The sequence below is a fragment of the Brevibacillus laterosporus LMG 15441 genome, assembly GCF_000219535.2.
In the GTDB taxonomy this organism is placed as follows: Bacteria; Bacillota; Bacilli; order Brevibacillales; family Brevibacillaceae; genus Brevibacillus_B; species Brevibacillus_B halotolerans.
This window is the reverse complement of record NZ_CP007806.1, coordinates 986,487-1,013,287: the sequence shown is the minus strand read 5'-3', so window position 1 is coordinate 1,013,287 and position 26,801 is coordinate 986,487. Positions and strand designations below refer to the sequence as shown.

Here is a 26,801-nt window from a genome sequence, read left to right as displayed (position 1 = left end):
TTTTGTATAAGCTAGTCCTTTAATTCTGCTTTTGCTTTAGCTCTGGTAGCAGCTTATACACTTGATATAAAATTTCTGTTCTCACCTTAACTAATTCAGAATATGCATACAACGATTTCATTTTCGCGAACTTCTGCTGGCTCTCTGATGTCGTTTCATTTTGGCTAAAATCATGTAGTGTAAACATGGTAAAGGTCTCTGCCCAGTCCTCTACCACGTTGGTTATGGCATATTCGGATACAAATTCCTGATGATAGGTATCGTAGAAGACCCGTTTAGCTGCTGCATCGGTCTCTACATTTGTCTGTTCCCATTCTTTTTCATACATCGACCAGAATTGCTGATAAAATTTATTTAGATAGGAATCCTTTTTCGTACAGCCTTCTTTCACATGTAGGCTGTCACACTTTACGTTATTTTTTGGCTGACTCTGACTCGCCCGCGCTTTTGGTTTATCATGTTCTATGTAACTTTGCATCTGATCCTCTCCTAGCGAGATCAGGTGGGCAGTCTCATGGATCAGTTCTTTAACTAGCTGTGGATCGGCTTTATGGAAATCTAGCGCATCCATCTCCAATCTCCATTTATTAGAACCATCCTCTGATTGAATTAGATTCGCAAGGACATGCTGTTTCCCATCTGTCATCACCGTGAATTCTGTAAGCTGTTTCCGTTGCTCCTTAGGAATTAACGCCTTATAGAAGTTCCACATCTCATGATGCAGCCGAGTATCTTTTTGCCATTTTTCAAGCTCCTCACGCTTTAGATCAGTTGCAAAAGAGTTGCTCCTCCATTTTTGGGTATCCAGCTTTTGCTGATACGGCTCTACTAATTCATCTTGTGCATTAATCTTGTATTTCATCAGCACTTGTGTTTCAATAGCATTTTGTCTTTGTGCGTCGATGGATAAGCCTTTCTCGTTGGCTTTCGACTCAGCGTTTTTATCCTTCTCATACTCTTCCATCGAAAGTAGCTCGGGTATGTTTACACTGATTTCCTTAACCAGTCTATTGCCTAGCTCTATGCAATCTTGCTCATCAGTACAAATGTTTTGTATGTCTGTTTTATTCATCGATTCTAGCTGTTTGGGTTCAGAGTAGGCTTGTTGGGCTTGCTGTTCCACAGACTGACAGCCCAGCAATAATAGGAGCAAGAACGCGGACAGACAAGCTGCCACTTCTTTTTTATTCATGAAAACCTCCATGTATTTGTCTTAGATGATACCCCGCCTATCACAAGCAGAATGCACGTAGATACAAATCTGCTAAGAAGAAGGGAAACAAAAATCACTTATCTATTATAAACGTTACGAATGAAACAAAAAAGAGACGATGAATTACTGGTTGAATATCAGAACCAAACGTCGGAAAATAAAAAATGGTTGATGCATCCTGAACACATGCATCAACCATTTTTTCACATCGAGCCTTCTATTTGTCTAATCTTCCGCCGTTTATGTGTCTCCATCAGGTTCATCATTTTAGACAAAAGCATGGAAATTCCAAAGGTGATGCAATAAATAATGACTAAATAAACTAGCGTATACCACGTGCTTTCAAAAATCCAAGCAATATCACCTAGATAACCTATCAGTGTCTTATTTACTATAATCGTAACAGCCGAGTGTGTTAGGTATATGAAGAAGGTCAGACCTTTACGAAAGGTCAAAGGAATATACTCTGCCCAATCGAATAGAAAAAGTAAGCCAGTAAGCAACGTAACAAGTGTCGCTAATACAAACCGCATATGAACAGCCACGTAGGTTGTTTCAGATAGAACAAACAATATGGCACTAAATAAGGAGATTCCAGCAAAGCCTACCAGAATAGGCTGATTATTCTTCATGAAGAGAATGATTTCTTCCCTGTACCAATATATGATATGTCCTAAATAAAACGTGAAAATCCAGGTCGGGAAAGCATGCCGTGTACTCAGTCCAAGCCAAGGCTGGTGTAGGTAATTAATATACACATATTGAAATATCATAAAAACCCAGATCAGCACAAGAATATTCTTTTTGTTAATAATATTCCTAAAAATGTAAGCGAATACATAATATTGGCACAGCATGAAGATAAAATAAAGCTGTCCGCCTGTTTTACCAAGTATGATATTTAGAAAATCAGTTCCTTGTGAAGGGAGCTGTTCCGTTAATAAATAGTGATACAAAACACCAAATAAAAGGAACGGGATAAAAATATAAGTAATTTTTCCCGAAAAAAAGCTCCAGCCACTCCCCTTTAATCGTTCTAGGGATCTTGCAGTAAAAAATCCAGTAATAATTGCTAAAAATACAGTTCCATAACGGCTGATTTGATTTAAAGCAATAACCCAGAATGGATCAGTATAGTTGAGCACTAATGCGGTATAATGCCCAGCAAATACTAGAAATGATGAGAGCAACTGTAGTATAAACAACGATTTGACGATTCTCGAATCCATATACATATTAGTCTCCGATTTCTGTTTTTGTATTTGTTTTACTCTTTGTTATTATCATTCTATCAAATAAACGTGGAAATTCTGTGGAAAACCAATAAAAAAAAGAACTTAGTCCAATATGTACTGAACTAAGCCCTATTATTTAGCCTTCTCTATACTTTAAGCCGAAGCCTGTATTCTCTTCTCGTTATGAGTTTTCAATCTTCTTCTCTGCCTTTTTTGCTGTTTTTTGACTCCAGCCAAAAATCTTGTTCATAAACTGATACACATACTTAGATTCTTTGGTGAGTAAAGGTCCCAGTATAGCAAGAATCAACACGTATAAGGCAGAAAACGGTTTTAAAATAGGCATTAACCCGCCTGCAATACCAAGATTCGCTACAATAATAGTAAACTCACCGCGAGCCATTATCGTAAGTCCGATATTACTAGATGCCTTATGAGACAGTCCAGAGCGTCTACCTGCAATCATACCGGCAACGTAATTACTCACTACAGTTAAAATAACAACACCTAACGCAAGCCAAATGGCACCGCCTAGTGTTAATGGATCAATACTGAGCCCAAAGCTAAAGAAAAATATGGCTCCAAAAAAATCACGGAATGGAATAACGAGTTTTTCAATGCGTTTGCTGTGCTCTGTCTCTGATAATGCTAAGCCGAATAATAAGGCGCCGATTGCTTCTGCTACGTGAATGGTTTCAGAAAAACCAGCAACAAAGAATAAAGCTGCAAACACCACAATGATAAAAATTTCATCTGAAGCAATATTAAGTAGTTTATTTAAGATAGGGGTTCCCTTACGTGCAATTACAAAAAACAATAGCATATATCCGATTGAAATGAGGACAGATAGAATGCTTCCTCCAATCGATGTTGCCCCACCTAGCAACAATCCTGACATAATAGAAAGGAATACCGCGAGGAAAATATCGTCAAAGAGAATTATTCCGAGGATAAGTTCTGTCTCTGAGTTTCCCGTTCGCCGCAAATCTACTAAGACTTTGGCTACAATCGCACTGGAAGACACTGACACAAAACCAGCAATAATTAATGTTTCTAGCATTGGGAATCCTGTTATAAAACCATAGAGAAGCCCCAATACAAAGTTAAGAGCTACATATATGGTTCCACTAACGGCTATAGATTTCCCTGATTTGATGAGCTTACCGACTGAGAATTCCAGCCCAAGATAAAACAGTAAAAACAAAACGCCAATCCTACCCATAAAATCAATGATCGCCTGGGATTCAATAAAGGTAAAATCAAAAATCCCAATCGTAGGAGCATGTGGCCCTACTATCATTCCCAAAACAATTAAAAATGGAATAATCGAGAATTTTAATCTTCCCGCCAGCAATGCTGCAATCGCTACCAACAAAAGTGCCGTTCCGACCTCAAATACCAAATGATCCATCTATATTTTAGTCCCCCTCGTTCGATAATAATTCACGAATCGCCGCCTTTAAATGAGTTCTTTCCCCACTTAGGACTAACGTATCTCCAGCTTCTATAATCGCCTCAGGTCCCGGATTCAGAACTTTTTTCAAATTCTTTTTCAGAATAGCAATCACAGTCACACTGTACTTATTGCGAATATCCACCTCCAGAATCGACCGATTAACCGCTAAAGCATTTGGTGATACCTTAAACCATTCAATTACTAAATCATGAAATGCCATTTCTACTGTCTCAAGCGCTTTTGGCTTATAAACGACTCCTCCTAGAATCTCAGCCACTTTTCTAGCTTCGGCATCGTTAAAAATAACACTAGAAATACTCTCGTCGTGATCATCTGCATCGAATTGATAAATCTCTCTTCGACCATCATCGTGGATAACGATAACCACTTTTTCATTATTTCTTGTAATCATTTCGAATTTTCGACCGATGCCAGGTAGTTCAATTTCACGAATATCCATTGCTGTAATGCCCTCCTCGCTACATAAAAAATAATGTAGAATCTGTAATCAGTTTACCCTTTTTATTACGAAACATTACTATTGATCATTTTCTTGGGCTGATTACTTTTTTGGTATACGAATCAAGCCCGAAAAAGTTTCATAATTCCTATAGGTTTACTTATTTATAAATAAAAGCACTTAAATAGCTTGCGTATTTTTTTATTTTTGCTATTTTACACATCTGTAACAAATTGTCCATAAATTTTTTAATGTTAAAGTACGAAAATGTAAAGACATGCTTGTTTTAACAAGTGTAAAAATGGAGGGATTATTTTGAAATTGAAAGGAATCTTTCAGTTTAAATCGATTAAAGGGCAGCTATTATTTATGATTTGTGGCTTGCTGATCATCACCTGCTTAGGACTTACAAGCCTTTCTTTTTTTGAAGCGCAAAAGCAAATGGTCACAAGTGCAGAGGAAATGCTTTTGCCTCTTGCCCAACAAGCAGCGGGAAATTATCAGGCTCAATTGACAGATGACATAACATTTGTAGAAAGTTTAGCAGCTAGAGAAGCAGTTAAAAAATATCAAACAGATTCAGCATCAATTAAAAAGAATCTTGATACCCTAGTAAAAGAGCATGGTGCAATAGATTGGGGTATTGCAGACGCTACAGGTAAGACCGTGATTGGTAGTAATGAAGGGAAAGATGTTAGTAAAAAGGTCTATTTCCAAAAAGCATTGACCGGAGCTTCAAATACATCAGACGTATTTATCGCCAGCCAAACGAAAGAACCTATTATCGTGTTTGCTGCACCTATCCGTACGGGAAATCAGATTATTGGTGTTGTATACGTCGTTCAATCTGCTGATGAATTGGTAAAGTTTTTGTCTACGCTTAGTTTCAGTGAAACAGGACAAGGCTTTGTTGTAGATAAAACCGGAACGATTGTCGTCACTGATGATATTCCAAAAATGAAAGAACAAGAAAACTTGATTGTGATGTCTCAGACCGATGACAGCTTTAAGGAACTCGCTACCATTTTGTCCGATTTGATTACGGGAAATGCTGGTTCTGGCTCTTATCATTATCAAGGAATAAAAAAATATGTTGGATACGCCCCGATCCCTCTTACAGGCGGTGGAATTGTGATCTATATCAATTCCGACGATCTACTTAGTGGCATTACTAGCATGCGAAATTATTTAATGGTAATTTCTTGTTTATTCTTGTTAGCTTCTATTGGTGTTGCCTATTGGTATGCTTATACGCTAAGTCGTTCCATCCACTCCTTTAAAGACATTCTAGGAAGAATGGCACAAGGTGAGCTAAACACATCAATCGATGACAAGCTACTCAAGCGTAAAGACGAGTTTGGTGAGCTGTCTCATATGCTCCAAAATATGAAAAACTCCTTTAGTAATTTAATTGGTGTCGTACAAAAGCAATCGACGGAAATCGATCAATCTTCTCAGAGCTTAAGTAACGTTTCCAATGAAATGAGCACCGCTACGGAAAGTGTATCGATCTCCATTCAAGATGTAGCAACGGGTGTTACTTCCCAAACAGAAGATTTGATTGAGATCGGTGAGACTCTCAGCTCGTATGGTACACAATTAGATGAGATGGTGCATGCGATCGAAGAAGTAGACACTAACGGAAAAAATATTCATACGTTAGCAAATGAAAGTAACGAAAACCTGAATCAGCTCATCACATCGGTCGATGAGGTTAATCTGGTTTTCCAGGATTTCATCAATAATATTGTCACAGCCAACGATAACCTAAAGGATGTTCATCATATCACTACTGTCATTAATCAAATTGCTGAACAAACAAATCTATTAGCATTAAACGCAGCTATTGAAGCAGCAAGAGCAGGGGAATCTGGCAGAGGCTTCGCTGTTGTGGCCGATGAAGTACGTAAACTAGCAGAGCAATCCCGCCAATCTTCTCAAATGATCGCAGACATGATTAGCGCGGTATCTGCCGATTCAGATCAAATGCTTATGAATGCAACATCAATGAAAGAAGCTATCTCCGGGCAAAAATCAGAAATGGACACAGCCACTGCCTCTTTCCGTAACATCATGGCAGAAATTGACGTCATTAATCCTAAGCTGGAGGAACTTAGCTTATCTGCACAGCACATGCAGCAGCAAAAAGAAGATATTATCTCGAAAGTGGAATCAAGCTCCAGTATCTCGCAGGAAGTCGCTGCCTCCTCAGAGGAAATTGCGGCTACGTCCGAGCAAGCCTCCGCTTCTGCTCAGGAAGTACATGCTACCGCTAGTACGTTGGCTAACATGACGAAGCAGTTGCAGGAAGAACTGAAGCGATTTAAAGTTTAATTTGTAATGAAAGCACCATTCCTTATGTATTTTGTGGTTTATTTTGCGATTTTGAATATTTTTAGACATCCACCACAAACAAGCAAATTTATTCATCCCCCCTCATAGAATAGATGCATATGCCCAAAGAATTTGACAGCCACGAGCTGTCTATTCTTTTTGATGTTATAAAAGCTTGGGTATGTGCTCATTCTGTCGGGAGGAATGTCATGGATAATTTGACTGCAAGGCGAAGCTTAACTACCAATCAACAACTTATGGTAAACGCAGAATTTGAAAAACGAAAAAAATCAAAACTGATTACCTATCTTCTGTGGATTTTTTTAGGCATCTTCGGAGGTCATCGATTTTATAGCGGTGACAATGGAATTGCTATTGGTATGCTCGTTGTTTGTGTCATCAGTTGGTTTCTTATGTTTATTCCAATTACTGTTTGGGCCATTATTGATGTTTTTCTCATCGGAAAACGCATTGATAAGCTTAATGAACAGTTGGAAACAACGATTATTCAAAAGGTAAAAATGATTCACATTGTAACAACTACATAAGGTTGTGCAGGCACTGTATAGGAAATGAAGGCAAATAATCAGGTTTAGTGATAATAAAAAGCTCTCTGGACGTTTAATCGGCCTAGAGAGCTTTTTTGAATATAGAGATTTATAATAGGAAAATATGGCGTTTGTGCTGTTACATCATTTTCTCAATAAATTGTACAACTTCACTAGAAGCCCGCTCTAGCTCTACTTGATAAGCTTTAGCTCGATGTTTATCGCCATTCTGAAGTGCGACAGCAATCTCTTTTGCTAAGCGATGGACATTGTGATGCGCTTTCTCAAAACCAGGCTTTAATGCTTTTGGAACACGATCTTGCTCTAGCTTATACCAACGCCCTAATCGACATGCCGTATGATCTATCACTTCATGAGGATTTAATACCTCAAATCCATAAATCGCATTGTATACCTTCCACACCCACCAAAGATGATCTTGAATGACGACCTGCTTTAACAAATCAGGATGGTCATGCCAATCATGTTGCTTCCCATACTCCTCAATGTTGTATAGCCTATTCTGATTTATTTTTTGCGAAAGCGCATTCACTTCTATTCCCATATTTCGCAAGGATTCACTAGATTCTGAAATCTGTTCCACGATATTATGTATATGCTCGTCAATTTCGCGAGTAGCTGCGGCTTGTTCCTCCGTAATGGATGCGATATTACTGGTCTGTGTCTCAATGCTGCGCATCTCCTCAATCATATGCCGCAATGAAACCTCCGCCTCCGTAGCCTGATGAGCCCCTACTGCCACCTGCTGTTGTGTTGCTTGCACCTGTTCACGCATTGTCAGAGATGTTTTCATGACCTCTTCCATATGAGTAGAAATATCCGCCAGAGCACGCTTCGTCTCCTCAGCCAGCTTTCTCACTTCCTGCGCAACGACAGCAAAGCCTCGCCCGTGCTCACCCGATCTTGCTGCCTCAATCGAAGCATTCAGCGCTAGTAAATGGGTTTGGTTAGAAATACTCTGAATGGTATCGACAATTTTATGTGTTGAGATAATACCCTGTTGCAAGCTGTCGAAGGTATTGTTCATAGAACAAACGGAATTTTCTACCTCACGAAAGATAGCCAGAGATTCACTGATACTCTTGCCACTTTGATATGCCTTGTTTGTTGTCTCTTCGGTAAACTGCGCCATTTTGCTTGTACTTTCGGCTACGTCGACTACCGAACAAGCTAATTCCTCGGAGGATTTACTCACGTGAATGGCCCGCTTCGTTGTCTCTTGTAGATCGTCTAAAAGCTTGCCGCTTTGACTTAGCTTCATATTTTGTTCGTAGAGACCAATGCTTGTAAGCAAGTGATTATGTGTATCAGCTTCTATCAATGAATGTGTACAGGAAACAGAATTCATATTGGTAGATGCTATAGCTGGTGAAGTGCCTGAAGAAAAGCGGGTTTTCGTCTGCTGCTTATCTACTTCTGATGATTCATGTGCTGGTGATGGTTTTTTTTTATTCCAAATTGTAAACAAGGTAACTCCTCCTTAGGCTTGTTGGGCTTGGGCATGATCGATATTCGATCGTATAACGGGGTAACTCGTTTAAGTGTTTTCTGGATTGGAAATCGGAATTACTGGTCGATTGTAGCAAATAAGTTAGTAAGAGGTATATTTCCGTTCCTTTCCAGTTGTCATCAATGTTATCGGAATATTTTAGTCTTATATTTATAATATGTACATGTTTGAATGATAAATGGCAAAATTTTAAGTTTTTTTGTTGCATAAGAAGAAGACACTATGCTATACTTTTTCCATAAGTTCACTAAATGTGGGCCCTTAGCTCAGCTGGGAGAGCGCTACACTGGCAGTGTAGAGGTCGTCGGTTCGATCCCGATAGGGTCCACCATCATTTTTTATCATAGCCAAGATTAATCCAGATTCTTATCCTTGGTAATCGCTAAGTTCAGAGGAGAACGATCGGATCATTCAACGGCTTACACGCTTTTATAAAACGTTTCTTTTCGGTGTTAGTTCACTCTCTTCACTCACCCGTGAATATACCGAAAAGGAGCGTTTTTGTTTTGGCAGTAAGGGACTTACTCCTATTGCCCCCAGCTAGGCCAAAAAAGCATCATCCTTTCTATGAGTATAAAGAAAGAATGATGCTTTTTTTGTATGTAGATATCTGTTTTCATGATAATGACGATAAGCTGGAGCTACATCGATACCACTTAACATTGGTATACTTTACACAGTAACTGGCTAAGGGAAAACTCATTAAGCTCAGCTAGATTACTTACGTCTTATATGTGATTTATAATTCAGGCTCTTTGTTTTCAAGCTTTTGAAGCATCGCTCGTAATTGTTCTACCATGGAAGCTGGGGCTTTCTTTAGTGATCCAGTATCAAACGGAGGCATAGGATCGTATTCCATAAGCAGTTGGATTGATTTGCTCATCTCTTCTCCCGATTCCCATGCTACTAGCTGGAGGGCCATGTCGATACCGGAGGAAACACCGGCCGCTGTAACGATTTTGCCCTGACGAACCACTCTCTCATCAGTTGGGATAGCACCAAGGGACTGAAGTAAATCTAAGGAACTCCAATGACTGGTTGCCTTCAATCCCTTTAGCAAGCCTGCCGCACTCAAAATCAGAGAACCGGTACACACCGATGTGGTCCACTTCGTCGTCTTATGTATTTTCCGAATCCAGTTCAATGTGTCTTCGTCATTCATCAAAGACTTATAGTTAGGAGGGCAACAACCAGGGACGACAAGAATATCAGCCGATGTAACCTCAGAAAAACTAAAATCGGCATGCAAATACCCCATTTTAGAATCAAGCTTGATTAAACCCTTATCTTTGGCGACAAACTTCACTTCGTTGCCCTTTACACCAGCAAATACTTCATACGGCCCTATTGCATCTAGCGCAGTAATCCCATTGTAAAGCATAATTGCGACTTTCATGATATCTCTCCCCCAACATAATGATTTATCAACTCAAAATCATTGTACTATACCCCTCTACAGTATATTAGTGTCGGTTTTGTGAAGAGCACATTTCCACGTTTGGGCTTCTTTTGTTGCTGATTACTCAATCCCGACTCCATCATTGTCATAAATTCCCTAAAAAACATTTTGTTTTGACATCTGCATGACTTCTTTCTTTTGTAAAATGACAAGGGTTAGCCAAGGAGTTGAGGTTCTAAATTGTTAGAACCGGAAAGAATTTCAGCATTTTTCTATTCTTACAACAGACAAACTTCTTGCTTTGGTACAAAATTCAGCACTAGAAAGAACGATTACTTGGAGGGATCATGATGTTTAAAAAGAAGGCAATTCTCGTATTATCCTCTGCTCTATTAATTGGAGCACTACCTGCGACAACTGATGCAGCTGTTATGAAAAAAACGGTACAAGCTACGTATAATAATGTAAAGGTAAAACATAACGGCTATGAGGTTTCAACTCCAACCGAACCATTTATTGTGAATGGCACAACTTACATTCCAATTCGTATGATGGCAGATGTGTTCAACAAAAACGTTGATTGGGATCAAGCAACCTACACAGTATCTGTAACAGACCGTGAAGACCCAACCTTCTCTTCATTGAAATCTCAATTGGCTACCAAAGACGCTAAAATTGCTGATTTGGAAAGAGAATTACGGGATGCTCAAGATGAATTGGATAAAAGCAAAAAGAGTAGCAAAAGCGACGATTTAGACGATCTTGAATATGATATCCAGAAAAAATACGCTGACTGGGAAGATATTGACTGGGATATTACCCTATACGGTGATGAAGATGATATCGAAATCACGATTGAGTTCGATAGGGACGCGGACGGAGACCTGTACGATGATCTAGATGAGGATGATCTAAAGGATTTTGTAACAAAGATTTGTAAAATGGTATGGAAAGATTCTACCTTTGAAGATGCAGACATTACAGGTACCATTACTGATACCGATGAAGATGAAGATTTGTATGATTTCAAAGGAAAAGCATCCACTGGTAAGATTACGCTTACGGAAAACTAATAAAGCTAATATGAGAAAGGGCGACCTATTAGGATCGCCCTTTCTCATGTTAATTTCTACTTCCCATTATAATTCCCCTTTAAGTAACAGCAAGGTATTTCTCTTCCTGGTTACGTAAAGGGGATCTTACTCATTATTCAGGATACTAACTATATGCTCTATCTCAAGAGAAATTCTTTATTCCTTTTCAAGATACTCTTTTTTCAGTAACGAAAACATGTGTAAATCAACATACTTTCCTTTTGATTTTTGGTGTTCTCGTAGCAGTCCTTCGTGAACAAAGGAGAGCTTATTTAGAACCATCTTTGAATTGACATTCTCTGGTTCAACCTTTGCCTCAATTCGATTAAGCTTATGGACATCAAATCCATAGCGAACCAGCGCCTCTAGGCCTTCTCTAGCATAGCCCTTCTTCCAAAATGGTCTCCCCAAATCAAATCCAATCTCAGCTCGATTATCTTCACGATCTATATAATTAAACCCGCAAGTTCCAATGACTTGGTTTGTTTCCTTTACTACAATGGAATAACGATATGCTTTCCCTTCCTTCCCTAAATCAAGGAGGAGTTGTATCATTTCTTTAGCTTGATCAACCTGTGTAAAGGAAGAGATGTTCATATGCTTTGTTACTTCGTCATCTGACCAATAGCGATATAGAACCTCTGCATCTTCAAGCGTCATTTCTCTTACTACTAATCTGTCTGTTACAATGATTACTTCTGTTTTCATGGTCTTACCTCCAATGTTTTATACGTTGAGTAAGAAAAGACCATCAGCTACCTGGCATAACTCATTCCCTTCATAAGAAAAATATAAAGCTACAGACATTATTACGTATTTCTTCTTTTATAACAAGATATTTTTCTAAATAATCCCAGCTTACTTCCTGAACTTTCTCATAACCTGACTACAAATAAAACTCCACAGAGAATCCTACTGTTCTCTGTGGAGTCATGTGTATCCTCTGCTCCTTAGACATACAGTCCTTCTTAGGCGTCAAACCTTGCAAAGGTAGCAGGGCTTTATTTCTCCTTTCCTATTCGCTCGAAACAAAGCGTTGTGCAAATAAGCTGATCAGTGCAGCCGCCTCCTGACGAAGCATTGGCTGCTTGGATTTATAATCGATTTCTCCTCGACTATTTGGTTTAACCTCTGGACCGTACAAGCCCTTTGAGACTACATAGTTAACTCCATCCATAGCCCAGGAATCTGTTTTGCCGCTCAAAGACACTTTTGCAGAAGGAGGTACCTGTTTTTTATTGGCCACCCGCCAAACGAGTATTGCCGCCTCTTCTCTGGTAATTGGTCTATTTGGCTCAATTCGTTGATGATTTGGTTTTTCTACGAGCCCGTAATCTAGAGCGCTTTGAATTTCCCCAGCGTATTCATTACCAGGTAAATCCTTAAACATTGGCGGTTTTTTAGAAGGCGGAACTCCTATAACGCGTAGTAATTGAGCAATAAATTCTCCCCGAGTAATTGGCTTTTCGGGGTGAAACTTATTGTCGGGAGTTTCAACTAGATACCCAAGCTGTTTAGCATCGTAAATATATTTGGCAAATTCGTGGTCTTTAGCGACATCACTATATGGTTTTGGCTCTGGTCTCTTTTGCGCCCAGCTATCCACCTTATTGTAATAAAAATAGTCAACTGAGCCATTCGGATTTGCTTTAAACGCAGCTTTCATTCCTTGCTCATCTTCAAACAAAAACGGGTCCTTTTGCCGAAACTTATGATTACCTAAAGGGTCTTTAACCATCAGTTGTCCGTCGTCTAATACATTGACTCGAAACACCCAATACGGGGAGCGTAAATCCTGATAAACGCCGACAAACCGTTGCAGCCCTTTTTTGGTGGTTTGTACATCTACCTTATCTTCTACTGGTTTTGGATAGTAATGATCCATAAACGCTTTGAACAGCTCTTCACGAAAATTCGCCCCATCTCCATTAAAAACAACAAATCCCCCCACCTTCTTTTCGGGTAAAAGCCACATCCAAGAATGGTATCCAGGCAAATCCCCTCCCTTACCTATTACAGCTTGTTGATTGTAATGGTTTTGGAAAAATGTTTCGAATCCGTATGCGCCATTTTGAATTTTTGGGTGAAGATTATGGCGAACCTGATGCATGGTTTTTGCCGTATTTTCCTGCAAAATCTGTTTCCCTGCAAGCTTACCACCATTAAGATGAGCGATCATGAACTTCGCCATGTCACCTGCAGTCGATAGCATACTCCCGTCTGGTGCATCTGTAGGAATCGAACCATATTCAGGAATTGGTTTTTTTGCGCCATCATATGGAGTAGCCAGATTAGCATGTATATCGGGTCTCATGATAAAACTACTGCTATTCATGCCTAGAGGTTTAAAAATATGATTCTCCACATACTGATGAAATGGTACACCGGTCATGCTCTGTACAATGTATCCTAGCAAGACGAAAGCATAATTGTCATACCGAAACACCTCTCCAGGATTGGATACAATGCTTGGAGCATTCTGTTTAACAAATTCATCCAATGGATAATACTTGTTGGGTGATTCTGTATCCATAGAAGGAAGATCGGTATACTCAAAGCCAGTCATATGTGACATTAAGTGATCCAAGGTGAGCTTTTTGCCTGTTTTATTGTTGAGAGTGAAATCCTTCAGGTACTCCTGAATGTCCTTATTTAGGTCTAGCTTATTTTGTTCGACGAGCTGCATGGCTGCTGTGGACGTGAAGATTTTAGAAATCGAAGCGATACGAAATACAGTAGAGTCTGGATCAACAGGCCGCTTCTTCTCCAGATCAGCATATCCGTAGCCTTTCTTGAACAATACTTGGTCATCCTTCACGACAACAAAAGCAGCACCGGTGAGCTTTTCTTTGATTTTGGGACGGTTGAAAAATTGATCAGCAAACTTCTCTACTTCTTTTGCATTCGTGGGCCCAGTCGGGTTTACTTTCGTCTCCGCTGCATAAATCATCGGTGTAGCAATCAGTGAAAAAATAAGCAGGGTCAGACCTAATACCTTACATATTTTTAACCGAAGCATTTCATGGATAGGCATAGATACTCTCCTTTTGGTTTTATTTTCACGTACATGGCCGTTTCGTCCGACATTCCATTCGTTCTGAGTTCGTCTAGAAGATCACAAGATCACTCCTTTTGTAAGAACTGACATGCGTTATCCTTTTGTGAGCTGTGAGATTTCTATCACGAAGCTACAAAAATAGCTGTCGTAACCAATAAAGCTTATTCCCGTTCGTTGTATGCTGATTAGAGTCATAAAAATGTGTTTTATTCTACATCACTGTGGCTTTGGTGAGGTGATGGCATAGGCTTTTTCTTGCCTATCCTACGGGGTATAAGTCGAGGTAAACATTAGGTTGTGCTCCCTGCTCTGTATTCTTAATCTGTTTGAATGCCAGTGAATCACTTTTCCTTTATCGCGAGCACATTAACAAGAAACACTCATGGCAATTCGAGACGAGGAGTCATTTCCCGAGAGGAAGCGAGGGCCACACCCTCATGCTTAAGAGAGACGGCTTCGCAATCAAACGAATGCTTTTATACAAATCAAAAATTCCTCCATCTGTTCTCAGGCTACAGGTCAAGGATTTGCGAAGAAGCTATGGTAAAAGGTAAAAAATCTATTCCTTAGTTTGCTAAAAGAGTAAACGGCATATGCGTAGTAGCTTGCCACTCTCCAATAGACATCAAGAAAATCCTTATAGAAGCTTTTCATACTTCTTGGTCGTAAACAAAAAGCTAGAATAAAAAGTAATCGGATTATAGAGCTTTCCGATTTCCATGGATTTAATTTACATAATTTGATTTTAAAGGTAACATAGTTGTTGTACTATTCAAAAATGTAAGGAGGGCTTCCTTGATGAAAAAAGCTGTCTCAACATTATTTGCTTTCTCTTTAGCTCTTGGGATCACAGTAACACCATTTTTACCAGCATCAAGTGCAATGGCTACACCAGCCAAACACTCTAGTAACGTCTCAGCATCAATTCGCACCTCTAATGAAACATGGAATCTTGGCTCACATATCAGAATAAGCACGAAGGATGGCTGGTCGCAAAAAGTATTTCAAAGTCGTGAGGTTATCAGGGTTGAATACGATAGTAGTACTCAGTTTAATAAATTTACCGCAGTTCAGCCTGGCAATGCGTCCATTTATGTCTACAAAAACGGGATGTTGAACTATATCCGAAATATAACTGTGCCCTACTAATCAGTATTAGATACAGGACTGCATACAAAAAATCTCTCTGATCGATTAGAGAGATTTTTGGGTTCTACTATAAAATAACTCTGGAGATATCCACACAATGGTATCCTACTACCTGCCAATCTTTTCATGATAAATCCACACTAAAGGGTCGCTGCGAAATCTTCTAGAGACTACTCTTATGGCTTTTCATTTTTTCTAAACATAAAAATAGTATCAACAGTCCCGCCCAATACATAAGAAAGCTGGAAAGCAAGAACCAGACTGGGATCGTATTTGTTATTTTCAATTGCATTTATCGTCTGCCTTGAAACATCGCATGCTTTGGCTAAATCATCCTGGGACAGCCCAAGCGCTTTCCGATATTCCTTTATCTTATTCTCCATGAAATCCCCTCTCAAAAATGTAAAACACATTTGACATCATCTTACTAGGAAAGGATCACAAATGTCAAATATATTTTACAAAACACTTTACCCCTGCCTGCTCCCTCTCAATCATAGGATGAATCCAGATTGACTACACAAAAAAAATGCCTGAGAGCGAACATTCCTTCGCTTCAGACAGCATTATCAGCCCATCAGCTCGCATCTAAACATAGGGGCCGTTCTATTCCGATATTTTTTCCATGCTAGATAAAATACTCTACTTTGGATAAATCTCCAGTAAAGACATGCTCATCGGCAGTTTAATCGCCCTGTGAATAAACAATCCGCTTGCCTCGCATAATTGGGAGTATTCTTCCTGCGTCCGTTCCTTTCCTCCCAGTAGAAGTAGCATTTGTAAATCAAGGAATTTCGCCAAATCTTTTGAGTCTCCTTCTTCAATGACGGAATCAATCACTAAGAGTTTACTGCTATCCCCCATTGCTTCTCTACATTGCGTAAGAATTTCAAGCACTTTCTCATCATTCCAATTGTGTAGGATATGCTTGAGAATATATAAATCTCCGCCTTTTGTAATCTCTTTGAAAAAATCACCTACTACAAATTCGCATCGATCGGATACTTGTGCCTTATTTAGGTTAGCTAAAGCGAGTTCACGGGCATAAGGCTGATCAAATATGATCCCTTTACTATCCGATGCTTCCTTTAAAATCGCTGTAAGTAACTGCCCATGATTACCTGCCACATCTATGATTTGATGATAAGAGGAAAAATCGTAATTGGTTAGGATTTGTTTAATCTGTCGTTGTGTATTATGAGACATCGCTAGATTAAAGATATCTCCAGCTTTTTTATTCTCTGATTGATTTAAATATTCATAAAAGGATTGCTTGAAGGTTTTCTCGAAGGATGATTCGCCTGTTTTTATACTCGTCAGTAATTCCGGTAATAGGTTCCACATTGGTTGTCCACCTAACATCAATGCCATGGAATGTAGTGAACCCTCCACATCACTTCTTAACCATTCAGCCATTGGCGTCAGCTCAAAGATTCCCTTTTCGCTTTCTTTGAAAATATCCATGCTAGTTAAGGAGCGTAGTAGACGATAAAGAGCTGATTCATCTGTCTGTGTTACTTGAGCTAGTTCACCGATACTTTTTGCCCCATCCTTGAGATGATCAGCAAGGTGTAAATCTGCGGCTACATAGATCGCTTGAAACATGAAGGGCATAAATAGTTTCTCAAGAAGAGCTACATGTGCCGGCATTTCGGCTGTATCCTTTTCCTTTAAAAACATGAACAAGCACCTCCCATTATTTAGATGAAACATTCATAATTATAACTCTTTTGGCACTAAATGTATATTTGTAAAACAAAATAAGACGCACAAAAAATGTGAATAGTAGCTTCTCCATGCAAAATCCACGTTACATGTTTTTTTACATAAAGACGTTACGTTCATCATCTATGTTACGTCTTACTATTTGTGAGAGATTGATTACCTTTAATCCACTGCAAGCTTCTTTACAATCGAAACAAACTCTAGAAGCTTATCCTTTGGAGCGAGATCTGTACCGGTTTTTGCCATCCTAACTGCATCTGGTCGTTTTTCCCATACACGTAGCGCTCTCTTGATGATGACCTTTCCGAGAGCTGGCAACTGAGACAATACCGATTCAGCAGCGGCTTGCTTACTCACAACTTCACCGGTGCGCATCGTATATAGAATCCGGCACAGCGTTAGTACCGCAAAAACCTGGTCATGTAGACCTCGATTAAAATAATGCTCCCTATTTATTTCAAAATACAGTAGGTTCCCAATCATGTTATTCGCTAACTCTGAGGCAGAAACCTCTGGTATTATTTCAGTTGTAGCTGGTCCTAGCAAAGGAATTCCATGATTACGTAATAATAGTAATGTAATGGCGTTCCAATCTCGGGGCGATTTGACTAAATAAGCCCCCTCAAAACACTGGGCGCATTCGCAGCGATTATGTAATGGTAGCCGATGTGCCGCGAGGAAATTTCCTTCTAGCTTAGCGAGAATTGGATATATAGCCATCTGATCGAAAAATAGCTTTTCGATCAGCCACATATCCACCTCTTGTAAATCGCCATCTGTAACACAGAGGAAATCAATATCACTCTCGCCAGGAACATACGCATCTAACGCAATAGAACCATATAGATAAAAGCCGATGAGCTGTGATCCAAGGAGATTTTGCAGCCCATTCAGAAAGCTTTGAAGAGGGCGCTCAATTTCGTTTGGCAGCTTTTGTACTCTTTTAGAAGAGTGAGACGCAGCAAGCCGATCATCAGAATGGCAAGAATCAAACGAATGGTTAGCGTTTCGATAGGCCGCTGAAGATAAAAATCCTTTTCTTTTGTTTCCACGTATCAATTTATCAAAACCGACATTCGTAGGCGCAGAAGAAGCATATACATCATCTGGTGCCGACTGATCGGATAAATCTTGAAGTACGCTTGTGGTTACATATGCAGTTTTACTAGGTTTTGACCAAGTCATTTCCATCATCCTATAATTCTATTGAATAGTGAGGCGAGTAAATTGTTACTGTTCCTAAAAAAAGGGATGCTACGCGTGGGAGTCCCTATTTTTGTATTGGCCATCCTATGGTTTAGCTTCATCTTTTATAGAATGGCTCAGGTAGAACGTTCGGCTGTGCCACTGCCTGCCGATGTTGCGATTGTGCTTGGCGCCGCTGTCCATGGTGATCAGCCCAGTCCCGCCTTGGCAGAACGTTTAGAAAAAGCATTCGAGCTTTATCAGCAAAAATACATAAAATCCATTATTGTTTCTGGCGGACTTGGAAAAGGGAAAGAGCATAGCGAAGCTGATGTTATGAGTACTTATCTTATAAAGAAAGGGGTCCCTGCCTCCAGCATCTACCTAGAAAACAAGGCTGTAAATACGCTAGAAAACCTCAGCTTCAGCCAGAAAATCATGCAGGAAAATGGCTATCACACAGCATTGATCGTAAGCCATAATTATCATTTAATGCGTGCCATGGAAATGGCCAATGTATTAGCAATGGATGCATACCCGGTTGGAACCGACTCAGCAAGCATCTATATCCCTTACTATCGTGTGAAGGAAGGCTTTGCGTATACCAAATGGATCTATCATAAGCTTTTGGTACTGCCTGCCCAAGAAAAGGCGAAGGGAAATAAATAGTTTCCCTTCTTTCATTTTCGGTCAGATGTTTTAAAAATAACAGAGACTGAATTCCCATGAATTCATGCAAAAATATCTATATATTGCTAGATGATTTTTCATATTCTTTTAGAATACCGTACTTTTTTTACATTAGCCGCTATTTTTTTCACTAAAAGTGTATTTCACCTAGTTCTTTACTCATATTACCTATTCATTTAACTAAAAAGTCATAGTCTTTTTGGATTATGTGTCTGATATCCCTTCCATTGCGGAACTAAGCCGTCTTTTTTTAAAAATGTATTCGTATTTGATGCTTCCAATTGGCATACATTTCTTACCGGCATTTTCACTTTTGTTCCCTCCGCTTCTGATTGCATCATATTTTAGGGCACAAAAATGAGCAAAAAAGTAAAAAATACCCTTCATTTATTGTATAATGTAAAAATACTGACTTATCAAAACATACATCCTGCAACTAGTACTGGTAGGAAAACAAGGAGGTTACAAGTGTCAACCAAAATGAAATTATTTTGTATCCCTTATGCCGGGGGATCTGCTAGCGTATACACCAGTTGGAAAAAAGCTTTTCTCCCAAATATAGAGCTAATCCCTATTGAGCTTGCCGGGAAAGGAAGTCGGTTTAACCAGCCTCTGTACGAAAATATAGAGCAAGCGGTGTCCGATATTTTGTCGTTCTTACAGAGTAAATTAGATTCCAGCCCGTATGCATTGTTTGGTCATAGCATGGGGGCCTTGCTCGTTTTTGAAGTGCTTCATGCTTTAAAAGAGCAAAATGCTCCTATGCCAATCACCACTTTTTTCTCTGGAAAGAATCCTCCCCATATCGCACCCACAACGAATCGCCACAAGCTTGAAGGCAAAGCGTTTTGGGAGGAAGTTAGATCAATGGGCGGAACTCCAGCCGAACTGATGACAAGCACAGAGTTAATGGACATCTTCACGCCTATTCTTAAAAGAGATTTTAAATTAGTAGAAACGTATGCACCTAATCTGAATAGAGAGCTTATTACCACACCGGTTACGGTTCTCTATGGGACAAAGGATGACACCGTATCTGTAGATAAAATGACAGAATGGAGTAGACATACAAGTGAAGATATCAGCTTTGCCACCTTTGACGGCGGGCATTTCTTCATTCAGGAGCACGAGCAGGCTGTGATCAGCCTAGTTAATCAAACCTTGCTGTCAACTATGCTCAAGGTATAAACGATACGTTAGCTATCTCATCATACCTATAAAAAAGGCATTTCCTACCCGATCTGGAGGAAATGCCTTTTTACCGTTATAGAAGCAGATATTGTTGAGCGTTTTTGCTTTCTGGATTATCCTGTGTGTACCTTATCGTTGGTGATCACTTGAATAAAATTCAGGTAATGTCCCAACAAGGTTTTCATTGCTTCTTCTTCAAATAAGTCGGTATTGAATTCCAGCTTAAGTCGCAATTGGTGCTCCTCTTCATAAACATGTAAGCTTAGATCGTACTTAGAGGTTTTATTGGAAACAATGTCCAAGTAGGTTTTTATTTGTTCATTTTGATAGAGATGCTGTACCGCATTTTGCATTGTGAAGACAATTTGGAACAAAGGCGCCATATCGGCAGTATGCCTTACTTGTAACTCGCGTAAAACAGTTTCTAGTGGGACATTCTGATTATCATGCGCTTCTAACGCCATTCCTCTTACCTTATCTAGTAATTGGTCAAAAGTGAGCTCTTCCTTGAAATCAAAGGATAGTGTCACCGTATTGGCTAGATAGCCGATAATCTTTTCTGTTTGCGGCATGTTCCGATTCGCTAAAACCGTCCCAAGACGGAAGGTATCCTGCCCGGAATAGCGGAATAATAGCGCCGCAAAAGTAGAAAGTAAAAACATATACGGTGTAGATTTCATATGTTTACTTGCTTCCATGATGTTTTGTGTTAACTCCTGGGTCACAAGCTGTTCAATGGTCATCCCTTGATAGCTTTGAATAGCTGGACGTGAGAGTTGAATAGGCAGGGTTAATGGTGCTGTTTCAGTTGCCAAGTTCTCTTTCCAATAATATAGTTGATCAGCATATTCTGGGTTCTCTTTTGTCAGCCATTCCTTTTGGTCTAGCAGATAGTTTGTATAGGTATAATCTAGCTCTTTCCTATCAATCACACCGTTTTCTTGTATTTCCTTATAAAAACGTAATAGCTCTTTGGTAAATACATGTATTGACCAGCCGTCTGAAATAATATGATGCATGCTTCCTAATAGGATGTGTACATTGTCGCCAACATGAATAAGGGTAAATCTTGACAGAGACTCCTGCATCATTTGAAAAGGAGTGTTTGCTTCCGTATCAATCAAGGCTTCCAGTTTCTGTTCTTTTTGTTCCAAAGGATAGGAGGATAAATCGATAATCGGTATCCCCACTACATAGGTATCGTGGATAAATAGCTTTGGATCATCCTCGATCATTCTGATTTCGGAACGTAGTGCTTCCTGTGATTGAATAACCGCCTGTATGCTTTTTAATAAAGCTTGTCTATTCACATTTTCCTCAAAGGTAAGAGTGAAGGTGATGTTATAAAAAGGACTGTCAGGACGCGTTTGATATAAGTACCATTGCCCTCTTTGCGATGAAGATAAGTCGATGATCTTTTCCCTCTTTTTAGCTGGCTCATAGATTCGCATGACGTTGGCCTTGGTCCCAGCTACATTTCCCATGCGATGGATTAATCCCTTAATTGTAGGATTTTCAAAAAATACCTTTAGAGGAATGGCTACACCAAAACGTGACTGTACAGAGGAGAGTAATTGCGTTGCCTTTAGTGAGCTTCCTCCCAAATCAAAGAAACTATCAAAAGCCTGAAGCTGGTCGACCTGTAGGATTTCAGACCATAGCTGCTTGATTTCCTCTTCCACTCTTCGGTTATTACTTACAAGGTGATCCTCAGCCTGATCTGAGTGGAGCTGATCGACCTGTCTAAAAATAACCTTTGTGGAATGGCCCTTTTCATCAATGGTGTGTAATCTAATAGTGTTGTACATTTCAGATAAGGAGAATTGATTATGGGTAGTGGAGAAATAAACCGTCGTTACTAGTTCCTTTTCTACCACCTCAGAACATAGCGTTGCAATTTCGGAAACCCCTTTATTCAGCCCGATATACAGCATGTTATGTTCAAGCATCAAGCCTAATTCAAATGAAAAGATTCCTTTTTGTGCAGAGATCGGTTGATGTCCTTTTCTTATCAATAAATCTTTCATATCTGTAAATTGTTGCCCTAAACCGATATCATTCCATAAGCTCCATGCAAAGCACTGTACGCCATCACGTTTTTGTGCTACATAATCCGTAAATGTCTCCACAAACATATTGGCGGAAGTATAGGCTCCCACTCCATAGCCTGATAACAAGCCACTGGAGGAAGAAGAGGTAACCAAAATAGCTTCAGGGTATTTTTCAACCAATTTGCCTAATAGATAGGTTCCAGCTACTTTAGATTCATACATATGTTCCAGTGATTCAATAGATTCTTCCAATAATGGTTTTTCATAATAGACGCCAGCTAAATGAATAATGCCATCCACTTTTTCCGCATTCATACCTAACATTGATTCATGAATTGCCTCTTCCAATACTGTTGCATTTGATAAATCCGTGCTTTTATAGATGATTTGATTTTCTCTAGTAGTCAGCTTCTCTAATTCGCGAAGTGCTCGATAGCGCTCACTTTGTGTACCAGTATTTGTGTCAGTTGCACCTGGAAGCGCGGTCTTTCCGAGTAGTAGAATATTTGCATCTAACTTTTGAATCAAATAGTGAGCAATTTGCTTGCCGACCCCGCCAAGACCACCTGTAACGACGTAAAATCCTTTTTCTACCAGCGGCAATGGTTTTTTGTTAGCTTCTTGAAGATTTACCTGTTGCAGTTTCGGGACAAATCGTTTGCCCTTTGAATAAATAACCACGCTTTCCTCGTCCGGAAGCCCCTGCTCTGCTTGTAACGCTTGCAATGGATGATAAGGAGGATGGTTCGTGTCTATATCTACAAATTTAGCGATTGTATTAGGAAATTCATGCTTCATTGTCTTAATGATTCCTGGAATTGTTGCTTTCTCGTAAGCTGAATGTTCAGGATTTTCTAACGAGAATACATTGGAAGAAACGAATGTCAACGTTTTTGGCATACCTACTTCTTTATGTAAAGCTTGTAACAAGAAAATAAGGCTAAAGCTACCTAAAAATTGACTTTCTTTTAGATAGGACAGCTCTTTTTTTGCTTCATCCAAGTCCTCCTGATATGTCCATAGATGTAGAACATGATGAATGGTTACTGATTCTTTTTTTAGTTCCTCACATAGTAACTGATAATCCTTTTGCTCATGCTGGTTTATTTCGTAGTGGAATTCTCCTCGCTTTTTAAAGCTTTCTCCCTGATCCACTATAATCATCGTGCTAGAACCATTCTGAGACAAGGCTGACCATTGATCTCCCAGCCCTAATTTATCGCGGAAAATAAGATACGTTTCTTGCGGAAGCGGGGAGGCTAGTACAGAAATAGGGCGTTCTTCCCACTTTCTTGCATACATCCATTCTGGAAAGGTTTGATGCGGGTCCTCATTTTGTGTCTCTATTTGCTTCATAATCTCATCAAATTCCCCAGCATATAGTCTCTCAGTGAATTTATTTCGCTGAATTTTTCCAGATTCCGTTTTCGAAAATGTTTCCTTCTTAATCGGAATGATGTGTTTCGGTGTTATACCTAAATTCCTACTGACTGTTCGTCTAATTTCTGTAATGATAAAACCTAGGAATCTTTCATCTATATCATTTATAGGAGTAAAAAAGATCGCTAGCTCCTCAACGCTTTTGGAGGTATCAATAAACGCTGCGGCGGCTACGAACGTAGATTGAACCCCGTAAACACTTTCTACTAATGATTCAATTTCGTAATTATAATAATTTTTGCCGTTCATAATAATGATATCTTTTTGACGACCTGTAACGGTTAATCGACCTTCATTGAGGAATCCTAGGTCCCCTGTGAAAAACCAGCCATCTCCAATAAAGGCCTCCTGATTGGCCTCTTGATTTTGATAATAGCCTGCCATGATTGTAGGGCCTGTGACTTGCACGCGGCCAATATGATTTTCATGTAGCAATTGGTTATTATCGTCAACAATTCGAACACTTACACCCGGGATAGGTCCTCCTACCTCTGTAAAGCAAATATGTTCTTTTTCCGTATCATTTACAAATCGAAGTAGGGTTTCAAATGAAATCTTATCTACATAATGAACGCCGGATTGAGGCTTACTGCGGAACGTTTTGGAAAATACAATACCGGAAGAGGTTTCAGACATTCCAAAAGAGGGGTACATGCAATCGTCACGGAGTTGATGTTTACGCAATATGGATAAAAATCGCTTAGCTGTCTTAGCAACAATTGCTTCTCCACCATTTAAGATATGTTTGACACTGGATAAATCCCAGCTACCTTCTTCAATAGCCTTTTCTTGGTCATTTACCAGAGAAAAGGCGAAATTAGGAGCCCATGTTAAGGTAGCCTTATACTTGTCCATCCAATGCAACCAATTCAGCGGCTGAGAAATAAATGAATCTACTCGTGGTAATATCTGTTGGCAGGCTAAATAAACACCTAAAATATGATACATGACCAATCCGCCAACATGCTCTAATGGCATCCAGCATAAAAGAACCTCTTCGCTGTCAAATTGGTTAAATTGTGCTGTGGCCATTGATCGAGCCACCAGACTGGCATTTCTATGCTGCACGCATTTAGGTAAACCAGTACTACCCGATGTTAACAAATACAGGACGAAATCTTCCTCTTGATACGTATAAAATTCTTGTTCCTCATCATTATTCATTAACTGCTCAGCCGTGCTGATAACAAACTCATCTGTTTCCCAAACTGCCGATAACTTGTTAACTTCCTCCAGTAAATCTTCATCCGTTATGATGACTGGCTTATCTAACATGTTCCAGATATTGTATAGCTTCATCGTATCAGCATTCTTTTCTGCATACGAGGTAGACGTAGCAATCGGTACAGTAATAAACCCACCTAATACGCAAGCCCAAAACATAGGAACATAATTTTGATTTTTTTGAAATTGGAAAATAACCCGATCTTGAGGCTTGATCCCCATGTTCCGCAGTCCCTTTAATAGGCGCTTAGCTTGCTCAAATAACTGTCGATAGCTCGTTTCAATTTCATCTCCGTTATCCAAAACATAGACGATTCCCTTATCCTCCAGCTTAGCAGCATCGAGTAATACATCAATTAACGTAGTAGGACTGCTAGCCGTTCTCTTTAATTCATCCCCATGACTAATTGCTAAGGGAAGGGAGCTTTCAATCCGTTCGTTCTGCCGCAGCAGCTCTGATTTTGGTGTATCTACTTTTACCCTGTCCGGTTTCATCATGGTTGGGATTAAATCTTTTGCATGCAATATTCGGTTGCCTATATTTTTTTCTTCCTGTACCACACGAACTTCATCGATATATTCTAGGCCTTTGAGACTCTTCTCCATATCCAAAACGATCTGAGATTGCTTTTGTATACTCATTGTCTCCTCCTGCTCTATGTTCGTATCATGAAAATTCTATACAGAAATACCTTAGTCCATGAAGAAGAACTAAGGTATTTTCTTTTTTTACAGAACTCCCATCTCCTGCCACTCTTCCTTAGTAGGTGGCCCCAATGTCGGATCATGGAATGGATCATGCAGAGATTCTTTTATGATTTGATCAATTTGCTCTACATCTTGTGCTGAAAGAGACCATCCCATTACTCCAGATACCTCGTCTAACTGAGACGGCTTCCTTGCCCCCCAAAGAGATATGCTTACTCCAGGGTGATCTAACGTCCAACGTACAGCCAGTTGTGCCATTGTTTTTCCTTTTTCTTGAGCTATTTCTTTTAAACGATCCACTGCTTGTAGATACTGATCAAAATATTCTGGCGCAAATAAAGGATATCCATGGCGTAAATCGTCTTCAGCAAATGTGGAGTCTTTCGTGAATTTTCCTGTCAACAAGCCTTGTGCCAATGTTCCCCACGTAATGGTGTTAATATGATTCTTATCGCAATAAAGGAAGGTATCCTTATGTTCTGTTTGAAGCAGATTAAGTCTGTTTTGGCTACTGTGAAGCGGAGCTACTTTTTGCCACTGTTCTATTTGTTCAATGGAAAGATTACTTACCCCAATCGCTCTAATTTTGCCTTCCTTATGAAGCTGGGCAAAAATTTCTGCTGTTTCTTCAAGCGGTAAGCCCGGATCAGGCCAATGAAGCTGGTATAAATCAATATAGTCTACTTGCAAACGGCGTAGGCTATCTTCGAACTCTTGAAGAATACGCTCTTTAGAGGAGTTGCACCAGTAAACGCCTTCTTCTCCTACCCACTCTACGCCAGCCTTGGTGGCGATATGAATTTTGTCTCTTTGACCATATTGCTTAATAGCTTTACCGCATATTTCTTCTGATAAACCAAATCCATAAATGGGAGCTGTATCTAACGTATTTATCCCGATATCGAAAGCACGATGGATCGCATGAATGGCATCTTTTTCATTGGTACCTCCCCAAGCCCAACCGCCAATGGCCCAGGTTCCTAATCCAATACGGGAGCACTTTAACTCAGATGAACCTAATTGTACATAATCCATAAAACGACCTCCGCTATCATATTTTTCACTCTTGACAGATAAGTAGACAAATGAAGTAGAACACAACTTATTTTA

General features: G+C 39.6%; 19 protein-coding genes and 1 tRNA gene. 7 read left to right on the top strand and 13 right to left on the bottom strand.

Annotated features, from left to right (window positions below; all coding sequences use genetic code 11):
- Window positions 1-19 precede the first annotated feature (19 nt).
- The 4 genes from BRLA_RS04785 to BRLA_RS04770 form a co-directional block, all read right to left on the bottom strand.
- Complete coding sequence (locus tag BRLA_RS04785; protein WP_003335171.1) at window positions 20-1,192, bottom strand: hypothetical protein; 1,173 nt, start codon at window positions 1,190-1,192, stop codon at window positions 20-22.
- Between the two features lie 224 nt (window positions 1,193-1,416).
- Window positions 1,417-2,442, bottom strand: a complete 1,026-nt coding sequence (locus BRLA_RS04780) for an acyltransferase family protein (protein ID WP_371807976.1) — start codon at window positions 2,440-2,442, stop codon at window positions 1,417-1,419.
- A 187-nt stretch (window positions 2,443-2,629) separates the two neighbouring features.
- Window positions 2,630-3,859 (bottom strand): cation:proton antiporter, encoded by a 1,230-nt coding sequence (locus BRLA_RS04775; protein ID WP_041751958.1) that lies wholly within the window; start codon window positions 3,857-3,859, stop codon window positions 2,630-2,632.
- A 7-nt stretch (window positions 3,860-3,866) separates the two neighbouring features.
- Window positions 3,867-4,364 carry a cation:proton antiporter regulatory subunit gene (locus tag BRLA_RS04770; protein ID WP_003335176.1) on the bottom strand — a complete coding sequence of 166 codons (498 nt, stop codon included), beginning with the start codon at window positions 4,362-4,364 and terminating at the stop codon, window positions 3,867-3,869.
- A gap of 315 nt (window positions 4,365-4,679) precedes the next feature.
- Here BRLA_RS04770 and BRLA_RS04765 point away from each other — a divergent pair, with 315 nt between their 5' ends.
- Complete coding sequence (locus BRLA_RS04765) at window positions 4,680-6,698, top strand: methyl-accepting chemotaxis protein (RefSeq protein WP_236867731.1); 2,019 nt, start codon at window positions 4,680-4,682, stop codon at window positions 6,696-6,698.
- Between the two features lie 209 nt (window positions 6,699-6,907).
- Window positions 6,908-7,246: a TM2 domain-containing protein gene (locus tag BRLA_RS04760; protein WP_003335178.1), complete on the top strand. Its 339-nt coding sequence runs from the start codon at window positions 6,908-6,910 to the stop codon at window positions 7,244-7,246.
- A 139-nt stretch (window positions 7,247-7,385) separates the two neighbouring features.
- Here BRLA_RS04760 and BRLA_RS04755 read toward each other — a convergent pair whose 3' ends face one another.
- Window positions 7,386-8,735, bottom strand: a complete 1,350-nt coding sequence (locus BRLA_RS04755; protein ID WP_003335179.1) for a methyl-accepting chemotaxis protein — start codon at window positions 8,733-8,735, stop codon at window positions 7,386-7,388.
- Window positions 8,736-9,032: 297 nt separating this feature from the next.
- Between BRLA_RS04755 and BRLA_RS04750 the strand changes: the two genes are divergently transcribed.
- A tRNA-Ala gene (locus BRLA_RS04750) sits at window positions 9,033-9,108 on the top strand.
- A gap of 408 nt (window positions 9,109-9,516) precedes the next feature.
- On the opposite strand, the gene BRLA_RS04745 is transcribed toward BRLA_RS04750, so the two are convergent.
- Window positions 9,517-10,173, bottom strand: coding sequence for a DJ-1/PfpI family protein (locus BRLA_RS04745; protein ID WP_003335180.1), 657 nt, complete (start codon window positions 10,171-10,173; stop codon window positions 9,517-9,519).
- A 353-nt stretch (window positions 10,174-10,526) separates the two neighbouring features.
- On the opposite strand from BRLA_RS04745, the gene BRLA_RS04740 reads away from it, so the two are divergent.
- Window positions 10,527-11,249 (top strand): copper amine oxidase N-terminal domain-containing protein, encoded by a 723-nt coding sequence (locus BRLA_RS04740; protein WP_041751957.1) that lies wholly within the window; start codon window positions 10,527-10,529, stop codon window positions 11,247-11,249.
- 177 nt (window positions 11,250-11,426) lie between these two features.
- Here the strand turns inward: BRLA_RS04740 and BRLA_RS04735 are convergent, their stop codons facing one another.
- Window positions 11,427-11,978 (bottom strand): GNAT family N-acetyltransferase, encoded by a 552-nt coding sequence (locus BRLA_RS04735; RefSeq protein ID WP_003335182.1) that lies wholly within the window; start codon window positions 11,976-11,978, stop codon window positions 11,427-11,429.
- 307 nt (window positions 11,979-12,285) lie between these two features.
- Window positions 12,286-14,304 (bottom strand): serine hydrolase domain-containing protein, encoded by a 2,019-nt coding sequence (locus tag BRLA_RS04730; RefSeq protein WP_003335183.1) that lies wholly within the window; start codon window positions 14,302-14,304, stop codon window positions 12,286-12,288.
- Window positions 14,305-15,126: 822 nt separating this feature from the next.
- On the opposite strand from BRLA_RS04730, the gene BRLA_RS04725 reads away from it, so the two are divergent.
- Entirely contained in the window at window positions 15,127-15,477 is a 351-nt protein-coding gene (locus tag BRLA_RS04725) for a BLB8/JUQZ-1 family protein (protein WP_022584540.1), read from the top strand.
- 176 nt (window positions 15,478-15,653) lie between these two features.
- Here the strand turns inward: BRLA_RS04725 and BRLA_RS04720 are convergent, their stop codons facing one another.
- The 3 genes from BRLA_RS04720 to BRLA_RS04710 form a co-directional block, all read right to left on the bottom strand.
- The gene (locus tag BRLA_RS04720; protein WP_003335187.1) at window positions 15,654-15,860 is read right to left on the bottom strand and encodes a helix-turn-helix transcriptional regulator; all 207 of its coding nucleotides are present in this window, start codon (window positions 15,858-15,860) and stop codon (window positions 15,654-15,656) included.
- A 259-nt stretch (window positions 15,861-16,119) separates the two neighbouring features.
- Window positions 16,120-17,157 carry a methyltransferase gene (locus BRLA_RS04715; protein WP_003335188.1) on the bottom strand — a complete coding sequence of 346 codons (1,038 nt, stop codon included), beginning with the start codon at window positions 17,155-17,157 and terminating at the stop codon, window positions 16,120-16,122.
- Between the two features lie 207 nt (window positions 17,158-17,364).
- Window positions 17,365-18,387 carry an aminoglycoside adenylyltransferase domain-containing protein gene (locus tag BRLA_RS04710; RefSeq protein WP_003335189.1) on the bottom strand — a complete coding sequence of 341 codons (1,023 nt, stop codon included), beginning with the start codon at window positions 18,385-18,387 and terminating at the stop codon, window positions 17,365-17,367.
- A gap of 42 nt (window positions 18,388-18,429) precedes the next feature.
- On the opposite strand from BRLA_RS04710, the gene BRLA_RS04705 reads away from it, so the two are divergent.
- Window positions 18,430-19,056: a YdcF family protein gene (locus BRLA_RS04705; RefSeq protein ID WP_236867730.1), complete on the top strand. Its 627-nt coding sequence runs from the start codon at window positions 18,430-18,432 to the stop codon at window positions 19,054-19,056.
- A gap of 489 nt (window positions 19,057-19,545) precedes the next feature.
- On the top strand, window positions 19,546-20,265 hold the full coding sequence (locus BRLA_RS04700) for a thioesterase II family protein (RefSeq protein WP_051876104.1): 720 nt from the start codon (window positions 19,546-19,548) through the stop codon (window positions 20,263-20,265).
- A gap of 116 nt (window positions 20,266-20,381) precedes the next feature.
- On the opposite strand, the gene BRLA_RS04695 is transcribed toward BRLA_RS04700, so the two are convergent.
- Window positions 20,382-25,625: an SDR family NAD(P)-dependent oxidoreductase gene (locus tag BRLA_RS04695; RefSeq protein ID WP_003335194.1), complete on the bottom strand. Its 5,244-nt coding sequence runs from the start codon at window positions 25,623-25,625 to the stop codon at window positions 20,382-20,384.
- Between the two features lie 87 nt (window positions 25,626-25,712).
- Window positions 25,713-26,726 (bottom strand): aldo/keto reductase, encoded by a 1,014-nt coding sequence (locus BRLA_RS04690; RefSeq protein ID WP_003335196.1) that lies wholly within the window; start codon window positions 26,724-26,726, stop codon window positions 25,713-25,715.
- Window positions 26,727-26,801: the final 75 nt, after the last annotated feature.

What these genes read in the sequence shown, in the direction of transcription:
- BRLA_RS04785 (WP_003335171.1), bottom strand. Translation starts at nt 1,192, where the DNA reads ATGAATAAAAAAGAAGTGGCAGCTTGTCTGTCCGCGTTCTTGCTCCTA.
- BRLA_RS04780 (WP_371807976.1), bottom strand. Translation starts at nt 2,442, where the DNA reads ATGGATTCGAGAATCGTCAAATCGTTGTTTATACTACAGTTGCTCTCA.
- BRLA_RS04775 (WP_041751958.1), bottom strand. Translation starts at nt 3,859, where the DNA reads ATGGATCATTTGGTATTTGAGGTCGGAACGGCACTTTTGTTGGTAGCG.
- BRLA_RS04770 (WP_003335176.1), bottom strand. Translation starts at nt 4,364, where the DNA reads ATGGATATTCGTGAAATTGAACTACCTGGCATCGGTCGAAAATTCGAA.
- BRLA_RS04760 (WP_003335178.1), top strand. Translation starts at nt 6,908, where the DNA reads ATGGATAATTTGACTGCAAGGCGAAGCTTAACTACCAATCAACAACTT.
- BRLA_RS04745 (WP_003335180.1), bottom strand. Translation starts at nt 10,173, where the DNA reads ATGAAAGTCGCAATTATGCTTTACAATGGGATTACTGCGCTAGATGCA.
- BRLA_RS04740 (WP_041751957.1), top strand. Translation starts at nt 10,527, where the DNA reads ATGTTTAAAAAGAAGGCAATTCTCGTATTATCCTCTGCTCTATTAATT.
- BRLA_RS04735 (WP_003335182.1), bottom strand. Translation starts at nt 11,978, where the DNA reads ATGAAAACAGAAGTAATCATTGTAACAGACAGATTAGTAGTAAGAGAA.
- BRLA_RS04730 (WP_003335183.1), bottom strand. Translation starts at nt 14,304, where the DNA reads ATGCCTATCCATGAAATGCTTCGGTTAAAAATATGTAAGGTATTAGGT.
- BRLA_RS04725 (WP_022584540.1), top strand. Translation starts at nt 15,127, where the DNA reads ATGAAAAAAGCTGTCTCAACATTATTTGCTTTCTCTTTAGCTCTTGGG.
- BRLA_RS04720 (WP_003335187.1), bottom strand. Translation starts at nt 15,860, where the DNA reads ATGGAGAATAAGATAAAGGAATATCGGAAAGCGCTTGGGCTGTCCCAG.
- BRLA_RS04715 (WP_003335188.1), bottom strand. Translation starts at nt 17,157, where the DNA reads ATGTTTTTAAAGGAAAAGGATACAGCCGAAATGCCGGCACATGTAGCT.
- BRLA_RS04710 (WP_003335189.1), bottom strand. Translation starts at nt 18,387, where the DNA reads ATGACTTGGTCAAAACCTAGTAAAACTGCATATGTAACCACAAGCGTA.
- BRLA_RS04695 (WP_003335194.1), bottom strand. Translation starts at nt 25,625, where the DNA reads ATGAGTATACAAAAGCAATCTCAGATCGTTTTGGATATGGAGAAGAGT.
- BRLA_RS04690 (WP_003335196.1), bottom strand. Translation starts at nt 26,726, where the DNA reads ATGGATTATGTACAATTAGGTTCATCTGAGTTAAAGTGCTCCCGTATT.